The sequence below is a fragment of the Coleofasciculus sp. F4-SAH-05 genome, assembly GCF_040222985.1.
GTDB lineage: Bacteria > Cyanobacteriota > Cyanobacteriia > Cyanobacteriales > Coleofasciculaceae > Coleofasciculus > Coleofasciculus chthonoplastes.
On the sequence record NZ_JAVKBY010000130.1, the window covers coordinates 14,257 to 34,918 of the forward strand.

Genomic DNA, 20,662 nt, shown 5'->3' on the forward strand with positions numbered 1-20,662 from the left:
GTATTCTAACAAGGGAGAGTCGGTGAGCTTGTGACGCAGCAGAATAACAACTACGGACGAGACCAATACATTATTAACTCACCAGGAACCGTCTACGTTGAAGGGTTTACCTCGATCACACCCATTCAGGATGAAGATGTTGAAGCCCAAGAACGGGAGACGTTATCGAATGAGTTTTATCGTGGAATCTCAGCTCGGTACAAACATATTCTTGCCGCAGTTGATAAACCCCGTCCGAATAAGCTGAATGAGATTAATCAGAAATTCAAGGAAAACCAGCTCGTAATTGTTCATGGTGCTTCTGGGCAAGGAAAAACAACTCTGGCATATAGGTACTTGCATGACTTCTTTCGAGATCATCAACGTTTCCAAGTCCAAGTAGTCGAAGGTCGTAAAGATGCCTTAAATATCGCCAATGCACTGGCAAGGCAAGCTAAGGAGAGCGAAATTCCTATCGCTGTCTATCTAGACGTTGCGCCGAATGACGTGGGTTTGGATGAGCTTGTCAAACAACTATCCTCCCATCGAAATATCCAAACTTTGGTTACGATTCGAGAAGAAGACTTCCGCCGCACTAGCATTTCTGGCGCAGAGCTACAGTTTTCTGAAGTAGAGTTACGGTTTGATCGTCCTGAAGCGGCAGAAATTTATCAATTTTTAGTAGATACGGAAAAACCAACCCAATTTCTGGACTTCGACGATGCCTGGAACCGGTTTGGTGGTGAAGGACCCTTGATGGAATTTGTCTACCTTGTTACTCAAGGAAATTCTCTCCGGGAGAAACTACGACAGCAGGTTAGACAAATTGAAGATGAGGTTAGAGCCGGAAAACGTTCTGAAGCCGAACTCACATTACTTCGATTAGTTTCAGTTGCGTCAGCTTTTGAAGCACGTTTGAAAGTTAGAGAATTGGTTCGTTCCCTCAAATTGCCTGCGCCACAGCGAACTTTGGAGGTGATGGAAAAAGAATATTATTTATTGAAAACCACAAATAACAGTGCTTGGGTGGGAGGATTGCATCCCATTCGTTCAGAAATTTTGGCAGATATCCTGACTGATCCGACCTTCTATACTTGGTCTGAAAGTGCTACTGAATGTTTACCGTTTATCGTTGAGCAAGACGTTAGCAATTTTCTACTCTATGCCTTTTCAAGGTGTCGGACGGAGCTGGAACCATTTTTAAATGCACTTGATTCATATCAGCCGAGACGATGGGTTGCGATCGCGGGTGTAGTCCGAGCGTTGATTTGGCTTGGCATTAAGGAATATGTTGAAACCAATCAACAACTGATTGTGGATATTGACAAAGTAGCGAGTAGCGGCTGGCAAATAGTTCTTAATTGTGATATCGCCGATGCCAGTCCAGATGCAATAGCAAATCTTCACTCAACACTAGCGCGGTTATTACCTGAGAAGGGATTGGCACAGGTGGAAGCCCTCCGCAGTCGTCAAACCGAGACAAGTCAGATATTTGTTCGTGCTTCTCGGTGGCTATCAAAATTAACTCAGGAACCAATTCCTCCCCAACTTGAATTAGATTGGGTGGGGATGGCAGAAACTTTGTTCTGGGTAGGGCGATTACAAGTAACCTTGCCAATCATTAATTGGCTATCTCGTGTTGACCTAGATAGTGCAGTTGAGACATTAAATTTTGAAACCTTGGCAGATGTCGCCCTTGGGCTTTTCTACTGCGATGAATCAGGCTATCGCTCCTGGATAAATGATAATTACGCTAGATTGATCAGTCGATTCCAACGAGAAACCCAGACAGTAGTGTGGGAAGATGATGGACAAAATCTTCGATTACATTTCCTAATTGATTTATTTCAGAGTGGAATTTTCCCATCTGAAATACAACAACTTAACAGTAGGCAAAACATTCAATCTCATGTCCCGACTGAGCTATCTCAACCCGGTGTACAGCGCTCTGAAGCTAAACCCAGTCAAACTGAAAGATATTTCCTGAATGCAGCAATGGAGCGATTGGAGCTAGGCAGAAAGTTTTTTCCAGACCGAGAACGATATGACAGCCAAGGGTATGGACATCGAATCTGGATCAATGCTGAACTCCCTGATGACACTCACAAGAACATCCCACACTCTAACCTTCTACTCCAGCGGTTAGTTTCCCTGAATGCCACATTTAGAGGATTAGTAGAGCAGAATTTACGACCTAATACATGGGAAGAATACACTCAACTTGTTTTGGAATTAAGACAAACAATTGTGCAAGTCCTGCAACAACTGAAACAGGGTCTGGACGTTTACTTTAGACAAAAAAAGATGATCCGAATACTGGATGACCATATTGAATCCAGTTTATGGACTCGCACTCAGCAACTTTTACAGTTTTCTCCCTTACTGCCAAGCTGTGCTTTTGATGAATGGGGCTTTGCCTCTGATAGTCGTGATCGCTCAAATGAGTCAAATTCTGATAGTCGTGATCGCTCAAATGAGTCAAATGAAAAAGCTCCTTACAAACGTCAGAATCTAGTCGTCGCAAAATACAACCCTTATCTCAAAGCTTTTAACGAATATACTCGTACATGCTCTAACTTCTTTGGGCAATCTGAGTGGGTTCTAAATTTTCATCCCTATTTCAGGAATGGAGAAAATACTAGAGTTCAAGAAATTGCCCAGCAAGCCAATATCGATCTCAATCAACAGGCTCGCCTATCTGTACTGAATTTAGGGGATGCTCGGAAAGCCTTGCCCAAGCTACAAGGAGAGTTTAGAAGTCTTTTGAGCCAATTTGTGGAGATTCATGAGTTAAGTAACTTAGAACGCTTAGAAAAAGCCCTATTTAACGATGTATGGTGTTCATGGTATTTCTTTGCCTTTCATCCCGATCAGCGATTCCAAAACGCCACCTGGCAATGTACACAGCAATTCAGTAATCAAGTTAGAGAAATCAGAAACAATATCAAGAGAGAGCTACGGAGGCTCACCCGAACTGGTTTACAAGTCAGTATTCTCTCAGAGGACGTACTTTGGGAAGAGGAGCGAACTCTCTGGCTGGTGATTAATGGGGAAAATGTGTTTGATGTGTATAACACTGTAGAAGAAGTAGTTTCTGCTATCCGTCGAGCGATCGCTGTTTCTCAGAATCATGAATTACGGCACTATGCCATCACATTCACTTGGTCAAATATTGTCATTGTGCCGTTGGTAAAGGGTAAATCTTTGGATGGAACAGCTCGGCGTTTTTCCTCAATTCTCTTCTCAGTAGACAGGGGTGAGGATACTTTTGGGCAATGTAATTTTGTGCCAGTTGCTATTCCCTCAAACGCTTTCTCTCAATTGGAACTCTCAACTTGGACATATCCTCGTTTGCTAGTTGGACAAAAACTCACAGGATTGCTGTTTCAGTTGTCATTATTGGTTTCACACCTACGAGAGTTTGAAAAACTGCCAGAGCTAAACGAGCAGGGACACGAGTTACTTCAGCAGTATATTCAACGGCTCACAAGTCCGATGGGCGAGATATTCCAAGCCGTATTAGACACAGAGACAGAAATGTTTGACTATTTCGATCAGCTTTCGCCTTCCGAGCAGGCAAATCGTCCCCATTTAAATACTGTAGTTCAGGGACTTGCGGAACTACATGAACAAATCCTGCCAACTGCCGATTGTTCTAGAGATGGAAGAATTCAGTTAGCCATGAACCTGTCAGAAGTTGCTGAGTGGGCTAGTCGTTTAGAATCTATTCAACAATCCGTCTTTTCTATGTATTTGTTTTGGGTGTCGGATGTGCTAGAGGAAGCAGAATCTTCAAATTGTTTAAACACGGATAACCCGACATAAACGCTTTGTAGGGGCGAGTCGCTGGACTAACGGTAATAGGACAGCCTATTATTGGTGTTGACTCGCCCACTAATCAGTAAGACTTGGCTAGCTTTTGCCCAACCTGACGCGAATCCCATTGGGAGCAGGTCAAGTTTGATATAATGTTCATGCTAACCTGATACGTTGGGTTTCGTTACTCAACCCAACCTACTTGCTAGAATCTTAACCCGAATCCTCATGTAATACTTTTAAAGTTGGCAACTGTCAATGGTTTACCTGTCAGACTTTGTTATCGACAGATGAGACAAAATTGTTGGGTGAGAATCCAATTTATAGTTGACGAAAGTGAAAGGTTATTATAGACACTATCTACTCGTAAATAGCACTGAAAAATCATGAGGATTCTGCTGGTTGAGGATGATCAGCGCATTGCCAAAGCGCTGGCAGAAACTCTGCAAGATCGACATTATATTGTTGATCTGGCGACTGATGGCGAAGCGGGTTGGGATTTCGTCGAAGCATTCAACTATGAACTCATCTTGCTGGATGTGATGCTACCCAAACTTGATGGAATTAGTTTTTGTCAACGCTTGCGACGTTCCGGCAAAATGACCCCGGTGCTGATGCTGACGGCTAAAGACACCAGCAATGATAAGGTGATCGGATTAGATGCGGGTGCGGATGATTATGTGCTCAAACCCTTTGATTTGCCCGAATTAACGGCTCGGATTCGGGCATTACTGCGTCGAGGCAATTCTAGCCTACCCCCCGTGCTGGAGTGGGAACGTCTGAGCCTCGATCCGAATACCTGTCAAGTCACTTATGCTGAACACCCCCTGCATCTGACACCCAAGGAATATGGCTTGCTGGAATTACTGTTACGAAGTCATGGTCGTGTGCAGAGTCGTAGCGTTATTTTAGAACAGCTTTGGTCTTGGGATGATCCACCCGGAGAAGACGCGGTTAAGGTTCATATTAAAGACTTACGCAAGAAACTGAGAGCAGTCGGCGCTCCACCTGATTTGATTCAAACCGTTTATGGCATAGGGTATCGGCTGAAGCAACATTAGCCAGGGGAAAGACGTATGAGTAGAGAAAATACGGCAAATGAGGGAAATAGGAGACACAATACGGCAAGGGATAGAGGAGCAGAGGGAACCGGGGGTGTAGGGGCGGGTTTTACAGATAACATGCAGGCGCTAAACCGATAAGTTGACTAAACCCGCCCTTGAGGAAGCAGGGGAAGAAGAAATTACATTTATAGCTCGCTCCGAGTAATATTGATAGGAGATAGAAAACATTGGATTCCTTTTTATCAAAATTAGGTCTGAAAATTATTCCCTCGCCGAACGCGAAGCGTCAACCCTCAACACTCAGTCAGGGCGGGTTTCGCCAAAAGGTTACCATCAATAAAAAGAAAATCCCTAAACCCGCCCCTACACCCTCACAATCATTTCATCAATGGTCACGACGGGTCAAAACCATGCCCTCAGCGATCGCGAAAGCTCAAAATGCTGTCAGTCCCCAGTTTCAAGCCTTGCACTGGCGTCTGTTGGGTTCCTACCTGATGGTTATGGTGGCAATTCGGGTCATATCCAATGGCGTAGTCTATGAATTTTTTGCCCATAGTCTCTATCAACAACTCGATAACCGTCTGCTCAATTTAGCCCAAGCGGCGGCTCATAGTTTAGTGGCGATTAAGCAGGATAAAGATGCCGTTGATCAACCAGCTTATCGCCCTTTAGATGGAGATGGTGATCTCGACATTCCCTGGCAGAATCTGAGTAAACCGGATCAAGGTGTGGAGTGGTTTGGGGCAGATAAGCAACGATTAGCTATCTCTGGCACCCTTTCGCCAACCTTTCCCCTGCAAGAAGGATTCCAGACAGGGGAACAAGGGCAGATTCGTACCTTAACGATTCCCGCGTACAGTTACAGCCAAGGACAACGACAACTCGAAGGTTATGTTCGCGCCAGTGAATCTACAGAGTCTGTGGAAGCTGTCCTCACCCAGTTACGTTGGGGATCAGGTGTAGCAGGTGTTCTGGCGTTAGGACTGATTGGAGTGGGCGGTATGTGGCTGACTCGGCAGTCGATGAAGCCCATTGAGCAGAGTTTTCAGCAACTTAAACAGTTTACAGCCGATGCATCTCATGAGTTACGCAGCCCCCTGACGGCGATTAAGGCGTCAGTGGAAGTAATGCAAACTCATCCAGAACGGATTCATCCGGCGGATGTGGAAAAATTGAATGCGATCGCGTCGGCGACTAGCCAGATGAGTCGTTTGGTGGAGGATCTCCTGTTACTAGCCCGAACGGATGCGACAACCCCTGCACCAACCCGCGAATGGGCGGTGATTCCCCTTGACGAACTTTTGGAAGATGTTGAGGAACGTCTCGAACCCAACGCCGAAGCCCAAGATATGACTCTGAAACTAATACTACAACCTGACGTTTTTGTCAAGGGAGATGCCTCTCAGCTTTTTCGTGTATTTTGTAATCTGCTCGAAAACGCTCTGCAATACACCCCATCCGGAGGTAGAGTTACCCTATCGATGAGTACAGATGAAACCTGGGTGGTTGTCAGTGTCGAGGATACAGGGATTGGTATCGCCCCAGAACATTTACCCTTGATTTTCGATCGCCTGTGGCGAGCCGATAGAGCCCGAACTCAGCGTCAGGAGGGTTCTGGGTTAGGTTTAGCGATCGCCCAAGCTATTGCCCAACGTCATGGTGGAGACATTACGGTGAGGAGTAAGTTAGGAGTTGGCAGTTGTTTTCAGGTGTATCTACCTATATTTTCTTAGGGGACGGAATACAAGGGCGGTGAGGATGTCAACAAGCCATTCTCAGCGAGTGGCAAGGCTGTTTATACAGAGTATTAAGATACTAGAGATAATGAATTCAAAAGCTTTAATTGCTGAGTTTATCGGCACGTTTGCCTTAATATTTATTGGCGTTGGTGCGATCGCGACGAACTATATCATTAAAGGTGAAACCGAGGTCGATTTAGTCGCCATTGCTCTAGCCCACGGCTTGACCATTGCTGTCATGGTTAGCGCTACCGCCGCCATTAGTGGGGGTCATCTCAATCCAGCCGTCACCTTCGGCGCTTGGTTGGCGGGCAAAATTAATCTCAAAGATGGTTTGGGATATATTATTGTTCAGTGTTTAGGAGCCATCTTTGCTGCCAGTCTGATTACTAGTGCAGGGCGGCGAAAATACTTGAGCAGCTTTTGGGCAATGCCTAACCAAGACAAACCTTGTAATTGGGGGAGTTTACGACTTTCCCCAACTTTTTTTGGCACAACTGTGGTATCCACCCGAGTTCTTTACCTTTTCCACCTAAAGTCTTAACTACAGCCGGAAACGGTGATGGATAACGTCAGAAGTCTCAAGCCATGGAGGAGGGGATGCCCATGATACGCACCTTTCGTAAATACCACCGCCTAATCGCGATCGCTGCCTGCCTACCTTTAATTCTGACAGTGATTACCGGCATAGGCTACACCATTTTTGATGAATGGTTCCATCAAGACGAGATCGCCAGGTTTCTGATCCAACTGCATACCCTGAAAATTTTAGGTCTCGAAACCATCTATCCGTTGTTGAATGGGTTGGGATTAGTGGGGTTGTTAGTTACAGGGTTGAGCATGACGGGTTTATTTAAAAAACGTCCGTCTATTAAAAAAACAGGCAACCCCTAAAATCCTGATTCAGTTTCTAACTTACCACTTAAGACGCGCCATGGCACGTCTCTACAGAGCGCCATGGCACGTCTCTACAGAGCGCCATGGCACGTCTCTACATAAAAGAGAAAACTATTTGATAACGAGGAGAGTAAAGCGATGAATCTTCAACTCAAAAAAACAGCTAAATTTGTATCAATTGCCGCCCTAGGAATGTTAGTGTTAGTTGGTTGTACCCAGCAACCCCCAACCGCTACGGTTGAACCGTCAACATCGATGAAAACCCAAGAGGTTTCTCAGGAAACATCCAGCCCAGATGCAGTGACATTGAAAAACCTCCAAGCTGCCTATAATGGTGAATCCAATGCTCATGCTCGTTATCTAGCCTTTGCCGAAAAAGCGGAAACAGAAGGCTACCAACAAGTTGCTCGTCTCTTCCAAGCGGCTGCCCAAGCTGAGGCAATACATGCGGCTAATCACGCGGCTGTCATTCGCAAACTTGGTGCTAAACCGGAAGCAACGATTGAAACGCCAGAGGTTAAATCCACTCGAGAAAATCTGGAAGAAGCCATTAAGGGAGAATCTTATGAGCGGGATACTATGTATCCGGAGTTCATTGAGCAGGCGAAGCAAAAAGGCAATACAGAAGCCGTTCAAACCTTTACTTATGCCGTACAAGCTGAAACTGAACATGCGAAATACTACACTCAAGCCAAAGATAACCTTGAAGATTGGAAAGAAGCTAAAATGGTTTTCTATGTTTGTCCTGAGTGCGGATTTACCACCAATAATCTAAACTTTGAAAATTGTCCAGAATGTGGAACTGCAAAAAATTTGTTTGGGGAGATTGTTTAGGATAATGATTGCCAGCGAATAGTTGGAAGAATTAAATTAAGCAATCGGATGCGGTATAGTGGTAGAGGCGCAAAGGTTGTGTCTCTACCTTAAGGTTAACCTCACATCATTAGAAATAGCTATCGTAAAGACTGTTTGACTTATGAATCGTCGAGACTTTCTAACTTGGGTGGGTATTGGTGGCATCGCTAGTTACTTGCCAGTTGCCATGGTTGCTTGTTCGCCAAAAACGGAGGAATTAACCTCTACAACTAACTCTACAACTAATACTACTCGTGCGGATGGATTTGAACCTGTGGGTACAGTCGCTCAATTGGATCAAGACGGTGAAATCCTCAACGAAAAATTTTCAGCCGGTTCAATCTTAGTCGTGCGTGATCCTGGTGACTCGAACACGATTATAGCGGTAAATCCTACCTGTACTCACACAGGCTGTACAGTCAAATGGCAAGCCGAGCCAACCGAATTTGTCTGTCCCTGTCATGATTCTAAATTCGCCATCGATGGCACAGTTATTAAAGGACCGGCTAAAGATTCTTTGGCTGGTTATGAGGTGAAGCAAGAAGATGATTTAATTCTGGTCAAAGCTGGTTAAAATAAGCTTACATACAAAGGCAACTTAGGGTGAGGACACGATACTATCGTGCCCCTACGAATGGTGATTTAAATGTCAGGAAAACCTAGGTTTTCGGAGAGACTAAAATGACGTGTCTGTAGACTGGCGATTGATTCCACGCTGTCTGAACCTTCGCTCATGTCCGAATATTTGACTTAAGGGTTTTCGCTGTATCTAGCTAACCGAAACCTCCATCAGTTCTTGGAGCAAAGCATTGCTGTCTTGACTCATTGACGGTTCTGGATGTTTGGCGATAATTACCGGAGTGTCTCCCATTTCACTATCGGGGATAGCTTGGAGAAGGTAAACCTGTTGGGGGTTCACATTGGCAATCACCTGGGGTGAATGAGTCGCTACAATAAACTGACAGTTGGGGAAAGTGCGAGTCAGTGCTGGTACAATCTCATGTTGCCATTTCGGATGCAGGTGGAGTTCAATCTCATCAATCAGAACCACACCACTCCCTTCTAGGGGATTCGCTAACCCCGGATTCGCGATCGCTAATCGTTTGGCTAAATCGGCGGCGAGTGAGAGTAAACCTTTTTCACCTTCTGATAGTTGATTAACGACTAATTCTCGACCTTGTTTCGTCACTGTCATCCGTAAGGGGGCACGTCGCACCCGCAAGTTAGCAAAACCGGGTAACAGACAGGATATCGCTTGTCGGATGGCTTCTAGGAGGATATCGCGGTGTTCAGGATTATCTCGACGCCATTCGTTTTCTAGATCCTCAAGATCCTTAAACCACTCGAAGAAGCTGCTAAAGTTAATCGACACACCCGTTAGGGCTTGGTCATAAATCGCCAGTTGGTTCGACCAATAGTATTTCATTGCTTCTTGGGTAACCTTGTCGCAAAACTGGCGGTTGACGGGATAGTAAACCACGACAGGTAAATTCACATTCAGATTGTTTTGCAACTGATTCTTAATTCGCAAACAAATTCCTTCTAATTCTCGAATGTTCCCGCCTCTGGGTCGTCCCTTGGTATTGGATAATGAGAGAAACCAACTGATCTGCCGTTCCCTGAGGGAAATCGTGATCTCATTTTTGGTTTGATGGGCGCCATTGGCGATATCTTCCTGACTAAAAAAATGTCGCGGAATTTTCCGTTCTTCGGTAATGTCCTGTTCGTTAATAAAATGTCCCGTTCCAATCGGATCTTGAAGTTCCGCCACAAAATGGGAAAGCAGGAGTGCTATACAGTCGAGAATACTGGATTTTCCCGTTCCGTTGATCCCCACCAAGACTGTCGGTTCAGTCTCATGGAACTCCAGCGTCAGATCGCCGATGCCACGGAACGAGTTGATTTTCAGGCGCTTGACTTTCATGGCTTATAGTAGGCTGATGGCAATAAAATGACACCGGGATGAAAAAGCAGCAATTGTTATTGATACTGCTGATGATAGTCTGATCGGTTGAGCTTGTCGGGCAAAAGCCTCATACAATTGATTAAAGAACTCCTAGTTTGGGGTTGTATAAACGTACCCTGACACGTCTAGAACCTAAATGCGTAACCTTTGAGGAACCGTTAACTGGGGTTACGCCAGCCGACGCCGACGCTTAGGGAACAATCCCTAGTGAAGCTTCCCAGAAATAAACGCGATCGCAATATTGAAATCTGCTCGTACAGATAGCTTCCAGGGAAACATTTTGCGTGTTAGTCACATCCAGCGATACGAAAGCGGGTTCTCCTCCAGGTGAAACGGTTCGAGATTCAGCCCTTACTCCATCTATATACACATTAACAAGAACGCTGGGACTACCTTGGTCGTTATCGCGCATGCCAAACCCTAATTGCAGCCTCTCAAATGTGACATTCTCCTGATTGGGTTGCAGCCTACAGGTCAATGATGCTTGAGTATCGCCTGGACCCATATAAAATCGCGATGGGTAAACCGCTTTATTGACGACAACGTTTTCACTTCGACGTCTCCAGTTGCCAATACCAGCATCCACACAATTTAGCCTTAGCAGGAAGGTTGAGCGTTCTTGAGCTTGGACAATTTGCTGACTTGGGGCAGTCAACGCCACAAAGAGTCCACTGGCAATGATTTTCTGAATCAGTTTGGTTTTCATTTGCATTGAGTAGGTCACCCACACCAATAGGTGTCAATACTACATCATCCCATGGGCAGAGGTGCAGGGAATAGGAGAGATGGGGAAGCTGAGGAAGATCTTACTTTTCATGGGATCTAAATAGAGTTTATTCAAGCAGTGCTGGTATCACCCCTTGATCAAAGATTTGACCCTTTGTATCAATACCACGAATTAGGATGCGATCGCTATACACTTCATAAGCCGCAAAACTAAGCGTTGAGGCGGAATGGGCTGTCCATGACGAACGCCCGACACGGCGAACTCCAGCACCCGCACCACAAATTAAATAGGTTGTCCCATTAATCGGGAGAGTCCGTTCGTAGTGGTGGTCATGACCATTAATATAGAGTTGCACGCCGTATTTTTGAAACAAGGGAGTCAGGGTTTCAATAAACCTTTGATTCAATCCGTAGTGACCCGATGAATAAATTTGATGATGTCCAAAAACAATCTTCCAGGGTGCATCGCTGCGGCTGAGTTCCTGTTCTAACCAGGGTAACTGACGCTGCCAATCCGCCTTGGCGTTTGTATCCAGCGCCCAAAATTGGACTGATCCCCGGCGAAAGGTATAGTATCGTCCCTGCATGTTGAAACCCGGATATCGGACTTGGGGATCACCGTTGGCGGTGCGGATGTCATGGTTCCCCAGACAAGCGTGAAATTTTACCCCCTTTTCGAGTAAGGCTTGATAGGGTTTTTCAAAGACTGCCTCTACCTTTTCAATTTCGCCATTGTTATAAATATTGTCACCTGCCATAATCACCAACTCGTAGGGATTCTGTTGATAATAAGCCGTCATTGCCTTTGCCACCGCATATTGTCCGGCTGCACCTGTGCCTGTATCCGCAATAGACACAAAGCGTAACAGAGGAGGATGAGTGAAGTCGTTCTGGGTATCCGTTGAGGGTGTTGGTTCAGGAGTCTGGGAATGGGTATCACTCGTCTGAGTCGTTTGACGGGCGAAGAGATTACTGCCAAGGGCAATCGCCCCGAAGCAACTAATACCACTCAAAATCAGAAATTGACGGCGTTTGAGGCTCATAGATCTAGAGCAGTCATGGAGACTGAAGACAAGACGGGCAAAAATGTTAAATTTGTGCTGTAGGAACAGCACTTTGTAAGAAGAATCTAGCGCATTTTATGCTAATTGGCGTTGCTGGGTAGGGAAATAAAAATGTCAAAAGAGCAGCATAATCCTCAGGAACCCATAGAGGTAGATGAATCCATTCAAGAAACCAATAGGGCTAAACCCACTCGCCCGTCTAAACTGGTGGATTGGCTCTATCCCAGCTTTGAAACCGTTGAGAAGGTGTGGGATAGTATTTTGGCAGCAATCCGCTCTCTGTTACCCGAAGCTTGGAATCAAAAGCTATCAGATTGGGGATTGACGGGCGCGATCGCGGCTTTTATTGTGGTCATAATGGTGACGGCAGTCGCCATAACGCCAGAGACACCAACACAGTTAGCCAAAGAAGCAAAACCCGAACCTGTTGCTGCACCTGCCGAATTAGCCGCACCTGAATTTGCAGAAACTCCAGAACCTAATTCTTCTCCCCTAGAACTTACCCCAGAACAACGTCTGATTACGGCGATTCAAGACCAAGTGGCTGAAATTACGGTTCAGTATGCGAATGGATTGATTCAATCCATTCAAGCTAACTTTCAGGGTAACCGTCTGATTGTCACGATGAGTGATGGCTGGTATAAATTGGATGAACAGGAGCAACAGCAATTAGCGAGTGAAATTTGGCGTCGCTCTCAAGACTTGGAGTTGAGCAAACTGGAAATCACTAATTCCGATGGAAGTCTATTGGCGCGGAGTCCGGTAGTCGGTTCTGGGATAGTCATTTGGCAGCGTTAGATGTCATTCCCTCAGTAGGGCTTGCTGAATACGGGTTGTGGTGAGGATAGGGAATAGAGAACGGGGAACGGTTGTTGTAGTGCGAGGGATACGCTCGCTATTTTGTATAGGTTTTTATTATATAGGTAGAGACGTAGCCTGCTACGTCTCTATATTCAGATAAATGCTACTTTACATCAAGAGCCGATCAGCGCATGGCTTTCTCAAGCTGGTTAGCAATGTTAAATTGAGATAAACTGGGCGATTCAATATCACTTCTCGCCAGTTGTTCTAACTCAACCGCTAGCGATCGCAGGTAGTCTGCTCGTTGGCGCATTCGGGTACTGATTCCCTCTGTACCAGTGGCAAGGCACTCCGGGCAAACATCACTAACATATTCGCCGGATTCTCGATACGCTCTTGCCACCACCTCTAGCGGGAAAAAAATGTTACCGCACAAGTTGCAATGGCATTTTTCCTGGAAGTGATTACTCTCAACTTGAATTTTAATGGGCATGGAAGGTGTTCTCCAATATATATGCAGTTTTGGGATAGCTGGAATCCTGTTTAGATTTGGCTGAAGCGAGCAGCTTAATTAATTATTTATTTTATTTTAACTATAAATGTAGTTAATCGTACAGATTATTTCTAATGGCAGAGACACCGTTTTTTTGTTAGCTTTTCATGACAATGATCCCGCCTCATCCCCAAGGGCTACGGTACTGAAGGGGTGGGTAAGGGACGTGAAGGGTATTGTTGCCAGATCGTGATAAAAAAATACTCAGAGTTCAGACTCTGAGTATCAGTGACATCCTCCCACACCAAATCAAAGATTCTGGTGTGGGCTTCCAAGCTTCACAACTTGGATTTCCTGGTTTTTCCCTTGCGGGATTTCGACACTTACCTAGACTGAGACGAGTACATTTCAGTCCCCGGTAGACCGTCTGCACAGGCAGTTTACATTCCCGCTAGCCCGGCGGTACTGGTTAGTTTGATTTGCCTTGGTTGTTGATTATCGAATTCGAGAAGCAACTCACGGTGCAGCAATTTCAACTAGCTTTGTGAGCAGATGTATCTAAGGATGATGTCAATTTACCACATTGATGTTGGGGGAGTCCAGTGTATCACAACGCCCAATTAAAAATTATGGCGTGGGTCTTATTGCTCCCCCTCTCCCCCCACAATTAGATAAACTCGTTGAGAGGTTGCTGCATCCAAACAGTAAAGTTTTGTTGCTTTAACCTTCCCACTTCGCCGCTATATGCTCAGCCAAATCGACAACTCGCTGAGAATAGCCCCACTCATTGTCATACCAGGCAATGACTTTAACCATATCACCACCCATTACCATCGTTAGACTGGCATCGACAATAGATGAAGCATCATGTCCCTTGTAGTCTGAGGACACCAACGGTAAGTCGTTGTATTCCAAAATGCCCTTAAGCGAGTTTTCTGACTCTTCTTTGAAGACTTTGTTCAACTGCTCAGCAATGGTGCTTTTCTCAACTTGAGCCACCAAATCCACAACCGATACATTCGGGGTAGGTACGCGCATCGCGATCCCATTCAATTTCCCCTGCATATCTGGAATAACTAAAGCCACAGCTTTAGCCGCTCCCGTCGAGGTTGGCACAATATTGATCGCAGCGGCTCTGGCTCGACGGACATCACGGTGACTCGCATCCAGAATCCGCTGATCCCCCGTGTAACTGTGAGTCGTAGTCATGGTTCCTTTAATGATGCCAAAGTGTTCATGTATCACTTTGACCACAGGAGCCAGACAGTTTGTTGTACAACTCGCATTGCTAACAATGTCATGCTTGCTGTGTTCGTAGTCGTGATGATTAACTCCAACAACAAACGTGCCGATGTCACCACCTTTCCCTGGAGCCGTAATCAGCACTTTCTTGGCGCCGGCGGCTATATGCTTAGATGCACCATCTCTGGTGACAAACACCCCGGTCGATTCGATGACTAGGTCAATACCCCAATCACCCCAAGGCAAGTTCAGGGGGTTGCGATCCGATACACACTTTATGGTTTTGCCATTGACGATTAGGGAGTTTTCGTCATAGCCAATGTCGGCTTTGAGCGTCCCTAGCATGGAGTCATATTTAAGCAAATGAGCATTTGTCTTGGGATCAGATGTATCATTGATGCCCACTAACTCCAACTGACTATTTTCTCTAGTCAGTAAACATCTGGCGAAATTACGTCCGATGCGTCCGAACCCGTTGATCGCTACTCTAATCACTGCGTCTTGCCCTCTGTATTCAAGCTCAGTAAATATACTTTTTATGAACCCAATCATATCGCAAAGCCGGACAAATTCTAAATGCCGATTCAGCGACAGATCGGGAAGCGTCGGACAGATAAGTTACTCTAAGTCTTTCCACCCAAGGGTTTGGGTGAATCTGAATTGAGAATAAGAGTTTTTGGATTAGGGGTGTAGGGTGTGGTTAGATGTCAATACGGCTCGCAGCGAGCTCTAATTTAATTTTCTCTTCCAGACGCGCCATAGCACGTCTGGAACAGGCTTTCCCAGGTCGAGTGTCGGAGTTCTAGGGTTCTGCTGAATTTTCCGGAAACCCAAGAATGAAGGCTGTTTAGTATAAAAAACCGTCTGGAGATAGAAAAAGTTACTTCAGTATAAACACGGTGGTCAACTCCACTGGAGCCATAACACAATTTATAGCGAAGTGGGTCTGTTGCCAAGAAAATCTGATAAATCCACTCTTGACTGTATCTTGAAAAATCAATTCTTGATATGATAGCGCGTGTTATTGGCACAGTAGGCTTGTGTGGTGTGGTGTGTAAGGAGTTAAGATGCCTAATATTGTCGATCTTAGTGGCAAGCCATTCCATTTCATCGGAATTGGTGGAATTGGTATGTCAGCGCTGGCTTACGTTCTAGCCAAACGCAACCTCCCTGTATCTGGGTCTGATATTCGTTCGACGCCGATTACTCAGCGGTTGCAATCTGTCGGCGCTCATCTGTTTAGAGACCAGAAGGCAACCAACTTGGAATTTTTTAGAGAAACGAATGTTCCCATTTATCAGGGCGTATCTGCAACTGCGATTGAACCGGAACCCCCTCGAGAAACAATTGCCGCCCCCTCAAACGTTAACCACTCTGTTCGGGAAGACCATCTTGCCTCCTGCTTACCCCAAGTAATATGTTCGAGTGCGATTAATCCAATCAATTCTGAGTACAAAGCGGCTGTAGAAGGCGGCTACCCAATTTTTCATCGCTCCGACTTACTGGCAGCGTTGATGCAAGACTACCGCAGCATTGCCGTTGCTGGAACTCACGGCAAAACCACAACCAGCAGTTTAATGGGATACTTGCTGCTGAAAACGGGTCTAGACCCGACTATCGTGGTTGGGGGAGAAGTGGAGGCTTGGCAAGGAAATGCGCGTCTGGGTAAAAGTCCCTTTCTGGTGGCTGAAGCAGATGAATCAGATGGGTCGTTAGCCAAGCTTGCTCCGGAAATTGGTGTGATTACCAATATTGAACTGGATCACCCTGACCATTACCAGAATCTGGATCAGGTGATCGAAACCTTCAGGATTTTTGCCGATCGCTGTCAAACCATCGTGGGCTGTATTGATTGCCCGACATTGCGATCGCATTTCACGCCCACGATCAGCTATAGCCTGCAACGCACAGCCGGGGCTGACTACAGCGTGGATCGCGTTGTTTATCAGGCAGAAGGGATCACGGCGAGAATTTGGGAAGGCGATCAGGTGTTAGGTACGCTACAACTGAGTCTGTTAGGTCAACACAATCTCAGCAACGCCTTAGCTGTTGTGGCAGTCGGACGACACCTGGGACTAGAGTTTGACGCGATCGCATCCGCCCTCGCCACCTTTGAAGGTGCCAAGCGCCGCTTTGAGGTTCGGGGTGAGTGTAAAGGGATTACCTTTGTCGATGACTATGCTCATCATCCCAGTGAAATTCAGGCAACCCTAGCGGCGGCTCGCTTACAGGTTGAATTATCACGCCGTATTGTTGCCATTTTTCAGCCTCATCGCTATAGTCGAACCTTGACATTTTTGTCAGACTTTGCTAAATCATTTGGCGATGCTGATCTCGTCGTGGTCACAGACATTTATAGCGCAGGCGAAGCCAGTGTTGGACAAATTACAGGTGAACAAGTGCGAACCGCGATCGCGGCTCACCATGAGCGGGTCTACTACCAACCAACCTTAGATGAAGTCTCCCAACTCCTCGCCCAAATCCTGCAACCCGGAGATCTGGCTATCTTTCTCGGTGCGGGAAATTTGAATCAGATTATTCCCCAGGTTATAGAGTCCTACCAGACGGCGACACCTGAGAATTCGACTGAATTGAGTCAAACCGTCTAAGGTTGGTTAACCCCAGCCGCACCCGATTAGGTGTGTCCACTTCCACTGGCTAAAATCCATCGGCATTCTTTTGACCTGTACTGATATGACCTTGTCATCCTATTCTCCCGGCGTTGCTAACGCGCCACTTTGTCAAAAAACCTCTGATCAGCTTAAGCTTTACTTGCCTGGAACTGACTGCCTCCTCCGTTCTCAGGTGTCTTTAGCGAGTTTGACATCCTTTCGCGTGGGGGGTCCCGCCGAGTGGTATGTGGCACCCCGACGGGTCGAGGATCTGCTCTCCAGTTTTGAATGGGCAGATTTGCAGGGATTACCCATAACCTTGTTAGGGGCGGGTTCTAATCTACTGGTTAGCGATTGTGGTTTGTCCGGTTTAGTCGTCTGCACTCGTCATCTCCGTTCTACCCACTTTGACCCGGATACGGGTCGAGTCACGGTGGGAGCTGGAGAACCAATCGCCCGTTTAGCATGGCTTGCCGCTAATCACGGTTGGCAAGGGTTGGAATGGGCGGTAGGTATTCCGGGAACGGTGGGGGGCGCTGTGGTGATGAATGCCGGTGCCCATCAAAGTTGTGCGGCGGATCTGCTGGTGAGTGTGGAAACCATTTCACCCACCGGAATTGTGGAGCGGCTCACGCCTGAAGAGTTGGACTTTCGCTATCGCACCTCCATCCTGCAAGGGGGGAATCGCTTCGTGACTCAGGCAACGTTTCAGTTGCAACCGGGCGCTGATCCCAAACAGGTTCGAGCGACAACAACTCACCATTTAAGGCAACGGCGTGATGCTCAACCCTATCACTTACCCAGTTGTGGCAGTGTTTTCCGCAATCCCGAACCCCACGCTGCGGGTTGGCTGATCGAACAATTGGGTTTGAAAGGCTATCAAATTGGCGGCGCTCAAGTGGCAGAACGCCATGCTAACTTTATCTTGAACTGTGGCGGTGCTAAAGCCAGCGATATCTTCCAACTGATTCGTTATGTGCAGCAGCAAGTCGAGCAGCATTGGTCGCTTTCCTTAGAGCCAGAAGTGAAAATCTTAGGACGGTTTCAGCCGGTCTAAGGATGTCGCATTGACCGAAGCGGTACTAAGATTAAGACTTAGCAACGATAAACCCGTCCAACTCGAGAGACAGTCAATCAGTTATGACCAAAGGACAAGGATTCGGCTTCGGTTTAGGCAAGATGAAAGAACTTGCCGAAGCATTCAAAAAAGCCCAAGAGGTACAACAAGGAGCCAAACAGCTTCAAGAAGAATTGGAGCAAATGGAAATTGAAGGCTCCTCTAGCGATGGTATGGTTAAGGTGTTTATGAGTGGGAATCAGGAACCCCTGCGCGTCGAAATTGCTCCAGACGCGATTAACCAGGGAGCTGAAGCCCTCTCAGAAACGGTGACAGCCGCCATGAAGGATGCTTACGATAAATCAACCACGACGATGAGAGAACGAATGGAAGAACTCACCAGTGGGTTGAACCTGCCAGGAATGTAATTTCATCAGAACTGGGAATATAGAGTTTCTTTCATTTCATTCATCGGAGACAGCACATCCCAGTTCTGCTCTGATTGTCATTGGTTATTGGTCATTGGTTATTGGTCATTGGTCATTGGTCATTGGTCAGAGTTCACAAAACCGTTATCCAAGCCAATTTAATTAGGGCTTGCTGCACAAAGCCGAAACCCTTAGCTATCAACACTTGGAGCCGTAGAGAAAGTTGTTCATCTTCAAGGAAATGTGAGACTATCTATCAACACCTCGGCTTCGCTCGGTGTTGAAACTATGGCGATAGAATCACCGAAAATGTACCATTGCTCCCCCTGCTTCCCCTGCTCCCTCTGCTTCCCCTGCTTCCCCTGCTTCCCCTGCTCTCTAACTCCACCACAAGACTTCCTACAGCAGCCCCTAATCAATGATTTCTGTGACTTTAACGTTAACTTGTCCCTCAGCCAATTGAATATGTAATTCTTCTCCTGGAGCGAGACTCGTCGCGTTGCGAGCAATGTTTCCTTGTTCAGTCCGTACCACCGCATATCCTCGTTTTAAAACATTGGTCGGGTCAAGGGTGGCTAACTTTTGCCCCAGAAATTGGCAATGTTGACTGGCTTGACTTATGCGCCAAGATGTGCTGTGAACTAATCGCTGTCGCTGCTGCGCGATCGCATGGTGTTCCTGCTGTAACTGTCGGTTAAGGGGTAAGCGGGTTAGACGGTTTCTGAGTTGGTGCAATTGGTTGCAGGAGGTATCCAGATGCTGAGTCACCGCCTCATGTAACGCCTCCTGACGCTGCTGATGTTCGCTAATCAGGGTTGCCAACTCTGGCACGGCTCGTTCAGCGGCGGCGGTGGGTGTATGAGCGCAACAATCAGCCACTAAATCGGCTAAAGATTCATCCCGTTGATGACCAATCCCGGTTAATACTGGAATTGAACAATTCGCGATCGCTCTCACCACTCGCTCATCATCAAAGCCAACCAAATCCTCCGATGCGCCACCTCCCCGCGACAAAATCAGCAACTCAGCCCTCCCGTCTCGCTCAACTCGCTCAATCGCTGTCACGATGGATTCGGGTGCTAAATCCCCTTGCACTTGTGCCGGAGAAAACAACACACATAACCCTGGATACCGTTGTCGCAGGGTGCGGCGAATATCACCCCAAGCGGCGGCTTGGGGTGAAGTGACAACCGCGATCGTTTGCGGATGTGTTGGTAGGGGGCGCTTGTGTTGGGCATCAAATAATCCTTGTGCCGCTAATCGTTGGCGCAGTTGATTGTAGCGCAGTGCCTGTAACCCTTCTCCTCCTGGCAATGCCTGCCAAACCATAAGCTGATATTGTCCCCGTTGCGGATAAATCCGGATACTGCCTAACGCAATCAACTGTTCTCCAGATTGGGGAAGTTGCACCAGCTTACTTAGCACAGACTTCCACACCACGCATTGAATCGATACCTTACCCTCTAAATCTCGCAGGGTGAAAAACATACCACTCCGATGGCGGTTGGCACTAGAGACTTCTCCAATTACCCAAATCTTCTGGAGTTGGGTATCCTGTTCTAACAGATCTTGAATGTAGTCGGTTAACCCTGCCACTGAAAGGGTTGTCTCTGGGTTATTTGTCATTTGTCATTTGTCCTTTGTCCTTTGTCATTTGTCATTTGTCATTTGTCATTTGTTTCCCCAGCTCCCCCAGCTCCCCCCGGATCCCCAGCTTACCCAGCACCCCCCGCACCACCCCACCCCAACCCCCAGTAAAACACGAAAATGTGGAATGGACCAACAAATGAAAAATGACTAATACCCCAGAGACAACACTTTCAGTGGCAGGGTTAACCGACTACATTCAAGATATGTTAGAACAGGATACCCAACTCCTTAAGATTTGTGTAATTGGAGAAGTCTCTAGTGCCTACCGCCATC

At 46.6% G+C, this 20,662-nt stretch carries 18 protein-coding genes; 12 read left to right on the top strand and 6 right to left on the bottom strand.

Translation table 11 applies throughout. The features are described from left to right. The first annotated feature begins 30 nt into the window (after positions 1-30). The 7 genes from RIG27_RS15935 to RIG27_RS15965 all read left to right on the top strand — a co-directional run bounded on the left by RIG27_RS15935 (position 31) and on the right by RIG27_RS15965 (position 8,924). A complete protein-coding gene (locus tag RIG27_RS15935; RefSeq protein WP_446346705.1) occupies positions 31-3,804 on the top strand; it encodes a hypothetical protein in 3,774 nt (1,257 codons plus the stop codon). Positions 3,805-4,181: 377 nt separating this feature from the next. Continuing rightward, positions 4,182-4,856 carry a response regulator transcription factor gene (locus tag RIG27_RS15940; RefSeq protein ID WP_446346707.1) on the top strand — a complete coding sequence of 225 codons (675 nt, stop codon included), beginning with the start codon at positions 4,182-4,184 and terminating at the stop codon, positions 4,854-4,856. A gap of 413 nt (positions 4,857-5,269) precedes the next feature. After that, positions 5,270-6,592, top strand: coding sequence for a sensor histidine kinase (locus RIG27_RS15945; RefSeq protein WP_446346736.1), 1,323 nt, complete (start codon positions 5,270-5,272; stop codon positions 6,590-6,592). A gap of 91 nt (positions 6,593-6,683) precedes the next feature. Further along, complete coding sequence (locus RIG27_RS15950) at positions 6,684-7,142, top strand: aquaporin (RefSeq protein ID WP_446346709.1); 459 nt, start codon at positions 6,684-6,686, stop codon at positions 7,140-7,142. 62 nt (positions 7,143-7,204) lie between these two features. Beyond that, on the top strand, positions 7,205-7,492 hold the full coding sequence (locus tag RIG27_RS15955; protein WP_446344313.1) for a peptidase: 288 nt from the start codon (positions 7,205-7,207) through the stop codon (positions 7,490-7,492). A gap of 141 nt (positions 7,493-7,633) precedes the next feature. After that, the gene (locus RIG27_RS15960) at positions 7,634-8,329 is read left to right on the top strand and encodes a rubrerythrin family protein (RefSeq protein ID WP_446344315.1); all 696 of its coding nucleotides are present in this window, start codon (positions 7,634-7,636) and stop codon (positions 8,327-8,329) included. A gap of 142 nt (positions 8,330-8,471) precedes the next feature. Then, positions 8,472-8,924 carry a QcrA and Rieske domain-containing protein gene (locus RIG27_RS15965; protein ID WP_446346712.1) on the top strand — a complete coding sequence of 151 codons (453 nt, stop codon included), beginning with the start codon at positions 8,472-8,474 and terminating at the stop codon, positions 8,922-8,924. Positions 8,925-9,119: 195 nt separating this feature from the next. Here RIG27_RS15965 and RIG27_RS15970 read toward each other — a convergent pair whose 3' ends face one another. The 3 genes from RIG27_RS15970 to RIG27_RS15980 all read right to left on the bottom strand — a co-directional run bounded on the left by RIG27_RS15970 (position 9,120) and on the right by RIG27_RS15980 (position 12,085). Continuing rightward, a complete protein-coding gene (locus RIG27_RS15970) occupies positions 9,120-10,274 on the bottom strand; it encodes an AAA family ATPase (protein ID WP_446346714.1) in 1,155 nt (384 codons plus the stop codon). A gap of 232 nt (positions 10,275-10,506) precedes the next feature. After that, positions 10,507-11,022: a hypothetical protein gene (locus RIG27_RS15975; RefSeq protein ID WP_446346716.1), complete on the bottom strand. Its 516-nt coding sequence runs from the start codon at positions 11,020-11,022 to the stop codon at positions 10,507-10,509. Positions 11,023-11,149: 127 nt separating this feature from the next. Next, a complete protein-coding gene (locus RIG27_RS15980; protein WP_446346718.1) occupies positions 11,150-12,085 on the bottom strand; it encodes a metallophosphoesterase in 936 nt (311 codons plus the stop codon). A 132-nt stretch (positions 12,086-12,217) separates the two neighbouring features. On the opposite strand from RIG27_RS15980, the gene RIG27_RS15985 reads away from it, so the two are divergent. Further along, the gene (locus tag RIG27_RS15985; protein WP_446346720.1) at positions 12,218-12,904 is read left to right on the top strand and encodes a hypothetical protein; all 687 of its coding nucleotides are present in this window, start codon (positions 12,218-12,220) and stop codon (positions 12,902-12,904) included. A gap of 187 nt (positions 12,905-13,091) precedes the next feature. On the opposite strand, the gene RIG27_RS15990 is transcribed toward RIG27_RS15985, so the two are convergent. Together RIG27_RS15990 and RIG27_RS15995 are read right to left on the bottom strand one after the other, a co-directional pair. After that, the gene (locus tag RIG27_RS15990; RefSeq protein ID WP_446346721.1) at positions 13,092-13,400 is read right to left on the bottom strand and encodes a hypothetical protein; all 309 of its coding nucleotides are present in this window, start codon (positions 13,398-13,400) and stop codon (positions 13,092-13,094) included. A gap of 720 nt (positions 13,401-14,120) precedes the next feature. Further along, entirely contained in the window at positions 14,121-15,137 is a 1,017-nt protein-coding gene (locus RIG27_RS15995; protein WP_446346501.1) for a type I glyceraldehyde-3-phosphate dehydrogenase, read from the bottom strand. 572 nt (positions 15,138-15,709) lie between these two features. On the opposite strand from RIG27_RS15995, the gene murC reads away from it, so the two are divergent. The 4 genes from murC (at position 15,710) to RIG27_RS16015 (ending at position 19,023) form a co-directional block, all read left to right on the top strand. Continuing rightward, positions 15,710-17,251 carry a UDP-N-acetylmuramate--L-alanine ligase gene (murC, locus tag RIG27_RS16000; protein WP_446346723.1) on the top strand — a complete coding sequence of 514 codons (1,542 nt, stop codon included), beginning with the start codon at positions 15,710-15,712 and terminating at the stop codon, positions 17,249-17,251. Positions 17,252-17,336: 85 nt separating this feature from the next. Continuing rightward, the gene (gene murB, locus RIG27_RS16005) at positions 17,337-18,311 is read left to right on the top strand and encodes a UDP-N-acetylmuramate dehydrogenase (protein WP_446346725.1); all 975 of its coding nucleotides are present in this window, start codon (positions 17,337-17,339) and stop codon (positions 18,309-18,311) included. Between the two features lie 83 nt (positions 18,312-18,394). Continuing rightward, a complete protein-coding gene (locus tag RIG27_RS16010) occupies positions 18,395-18,739 on the top strand; it encodes a YbaB/EbfC family nucleoid-associated protein (protein ID WP_446346726.1) in 345 nt (114 codons plus the stop codon). A gap of 74 nt (positions 18,740-18,813) precedes the next feature. Then, the gene (locus RIG27_RS16015; RefSeq protein WP_446346728.1) at positions 18,814-19,023 is read left to right on the top strand and encodes a hypothetical protein; all 210 of its coding nucleotides are present in this window, start codon (positions 18,814-18,816) and stop codon (positions 19,021-19,023) included. Positions 19,024-19,150: 127 nt separating this feature from the next. Here the strand turns inward: RIG27_RS16015 and xseA are convergent, their stop codons facing one another. Continuing rightward, positions 19,151-20,365, bottom strand: a complete 1,215-nt coding sequence (gene xseA, locus RIG27_RS16020) for an exodeoxyribonuclease VII large subunit (RefSeq protein WP_446346730.1) — start codon at positions 20,363-20,365, stop codon at positions 19,151-19,153. Positions 20,366-20,662: the final 297 nt, after the last annotated feature.

Bases quoted from the DNA above. Each gene is read 5' to 3' on its own strand.
- RIG27_RS15955 (WP_446344313.1), top strand. From the start codon at position 7,205: ATGATACGCACCTTTCGTAAATACCACCGCCTAATCGCGATCGCTGCC.
- RIG27_RS15965 (WP_446346712.1), top strand. From the start codon at position 8,472: ATGAATCGTCGAGACTTTCTAACTTGGGTGGGTATTGGTGGCATCGCT.
- murC (WP_446346723.1), top strand. From the start codon at position 15,710: ATGCCTAATATTGTCGATCTTAGTGGCAAGCCATTCCATTTCATCGGA.
- RIG27_RS15975 (WP_446346716.1), bottom strand. From the start codon at position 11,022: ATGAAAACCAAACTGATTCAGAAAATCATTGCCAGTGGACTCTTTGTG.
- RIG27_RS15985 (WP_446346720.1), top strand. From the start codon at position 12,218: ATGTCAAAAGAGCAGCATAATCCTCAGGAACCCATAGAGGTAGATGAA.
- RIG27_RS15945 (WP_446346736.1), top strand. From the start codon at position 5,270: ATGCCCTCAGCGATCGCGAAAGCTCAAAATGCTGTCAGTCCCCAGTTT.
- RIG27_RS15970 (WP_446346714.1), bottom strand. From the start codon at position 10,274: ATGAAAGTCAAGCGCCTGAAAATCAACTCGTTCCGTGGCATCGGCGAT.
- RIG27_RS15980 (WP_446346718.1), bottom strand. From the start codon at position 12,085: ATGAGCCTCAAACGCCGTCAATTTCTGATTTTGAGTGGTATTAGTTGC.
- murB (WP_446346725.1), top strand. From the start codon at position 17,337: ATGACCTTGTCATCCTATTCTCCCGGCGTTGCTAACGCGCCACTTTGT.
- RIG27_RS15960 (WP_446344315.1), top strand. From the start codon at position 7,634: ATGAATCTTCAACTCAAAAAAACAGCTAAATTTGTATCAATTGCCGCC.
- RIG27_RS16010 (WP_446346726.1), top strand. From the start codon at position 18,395: ATGACCAAAGGACAAGGATTCGGCTTCGGTTTAGGCAAGATGAAAGAA.
- RIG27_RS15990 (WP_446346721.1), bottom strand. From the start codon at position 13,400: ATGCCCATTAAAATTCAAGTTGAGAGTAATCACTTCCAGGAAAAATGC.
- RIG27_RS15940 (WP_446346707.1), top strand. From the start codon at position 4,182: ATGAGGATTCTGCTGGTTGAGGATGATCAGCGCATTGCCAAAGCGCTG.
- RIG27_RS15950 (WP_446346709.1), top strand. From the start codon at position 6,684: ATGAATTCAAAAGCTTTAATTGCTGAGTTTATCGGCACGTTTGCCTTA.
- xseA (WP_446346730.1), bottom strand. From the start codon at position 20,365: ATGACAAATAACCCAGAGACAACCCTTTCAGTGGCAGGGTTAACCGAC.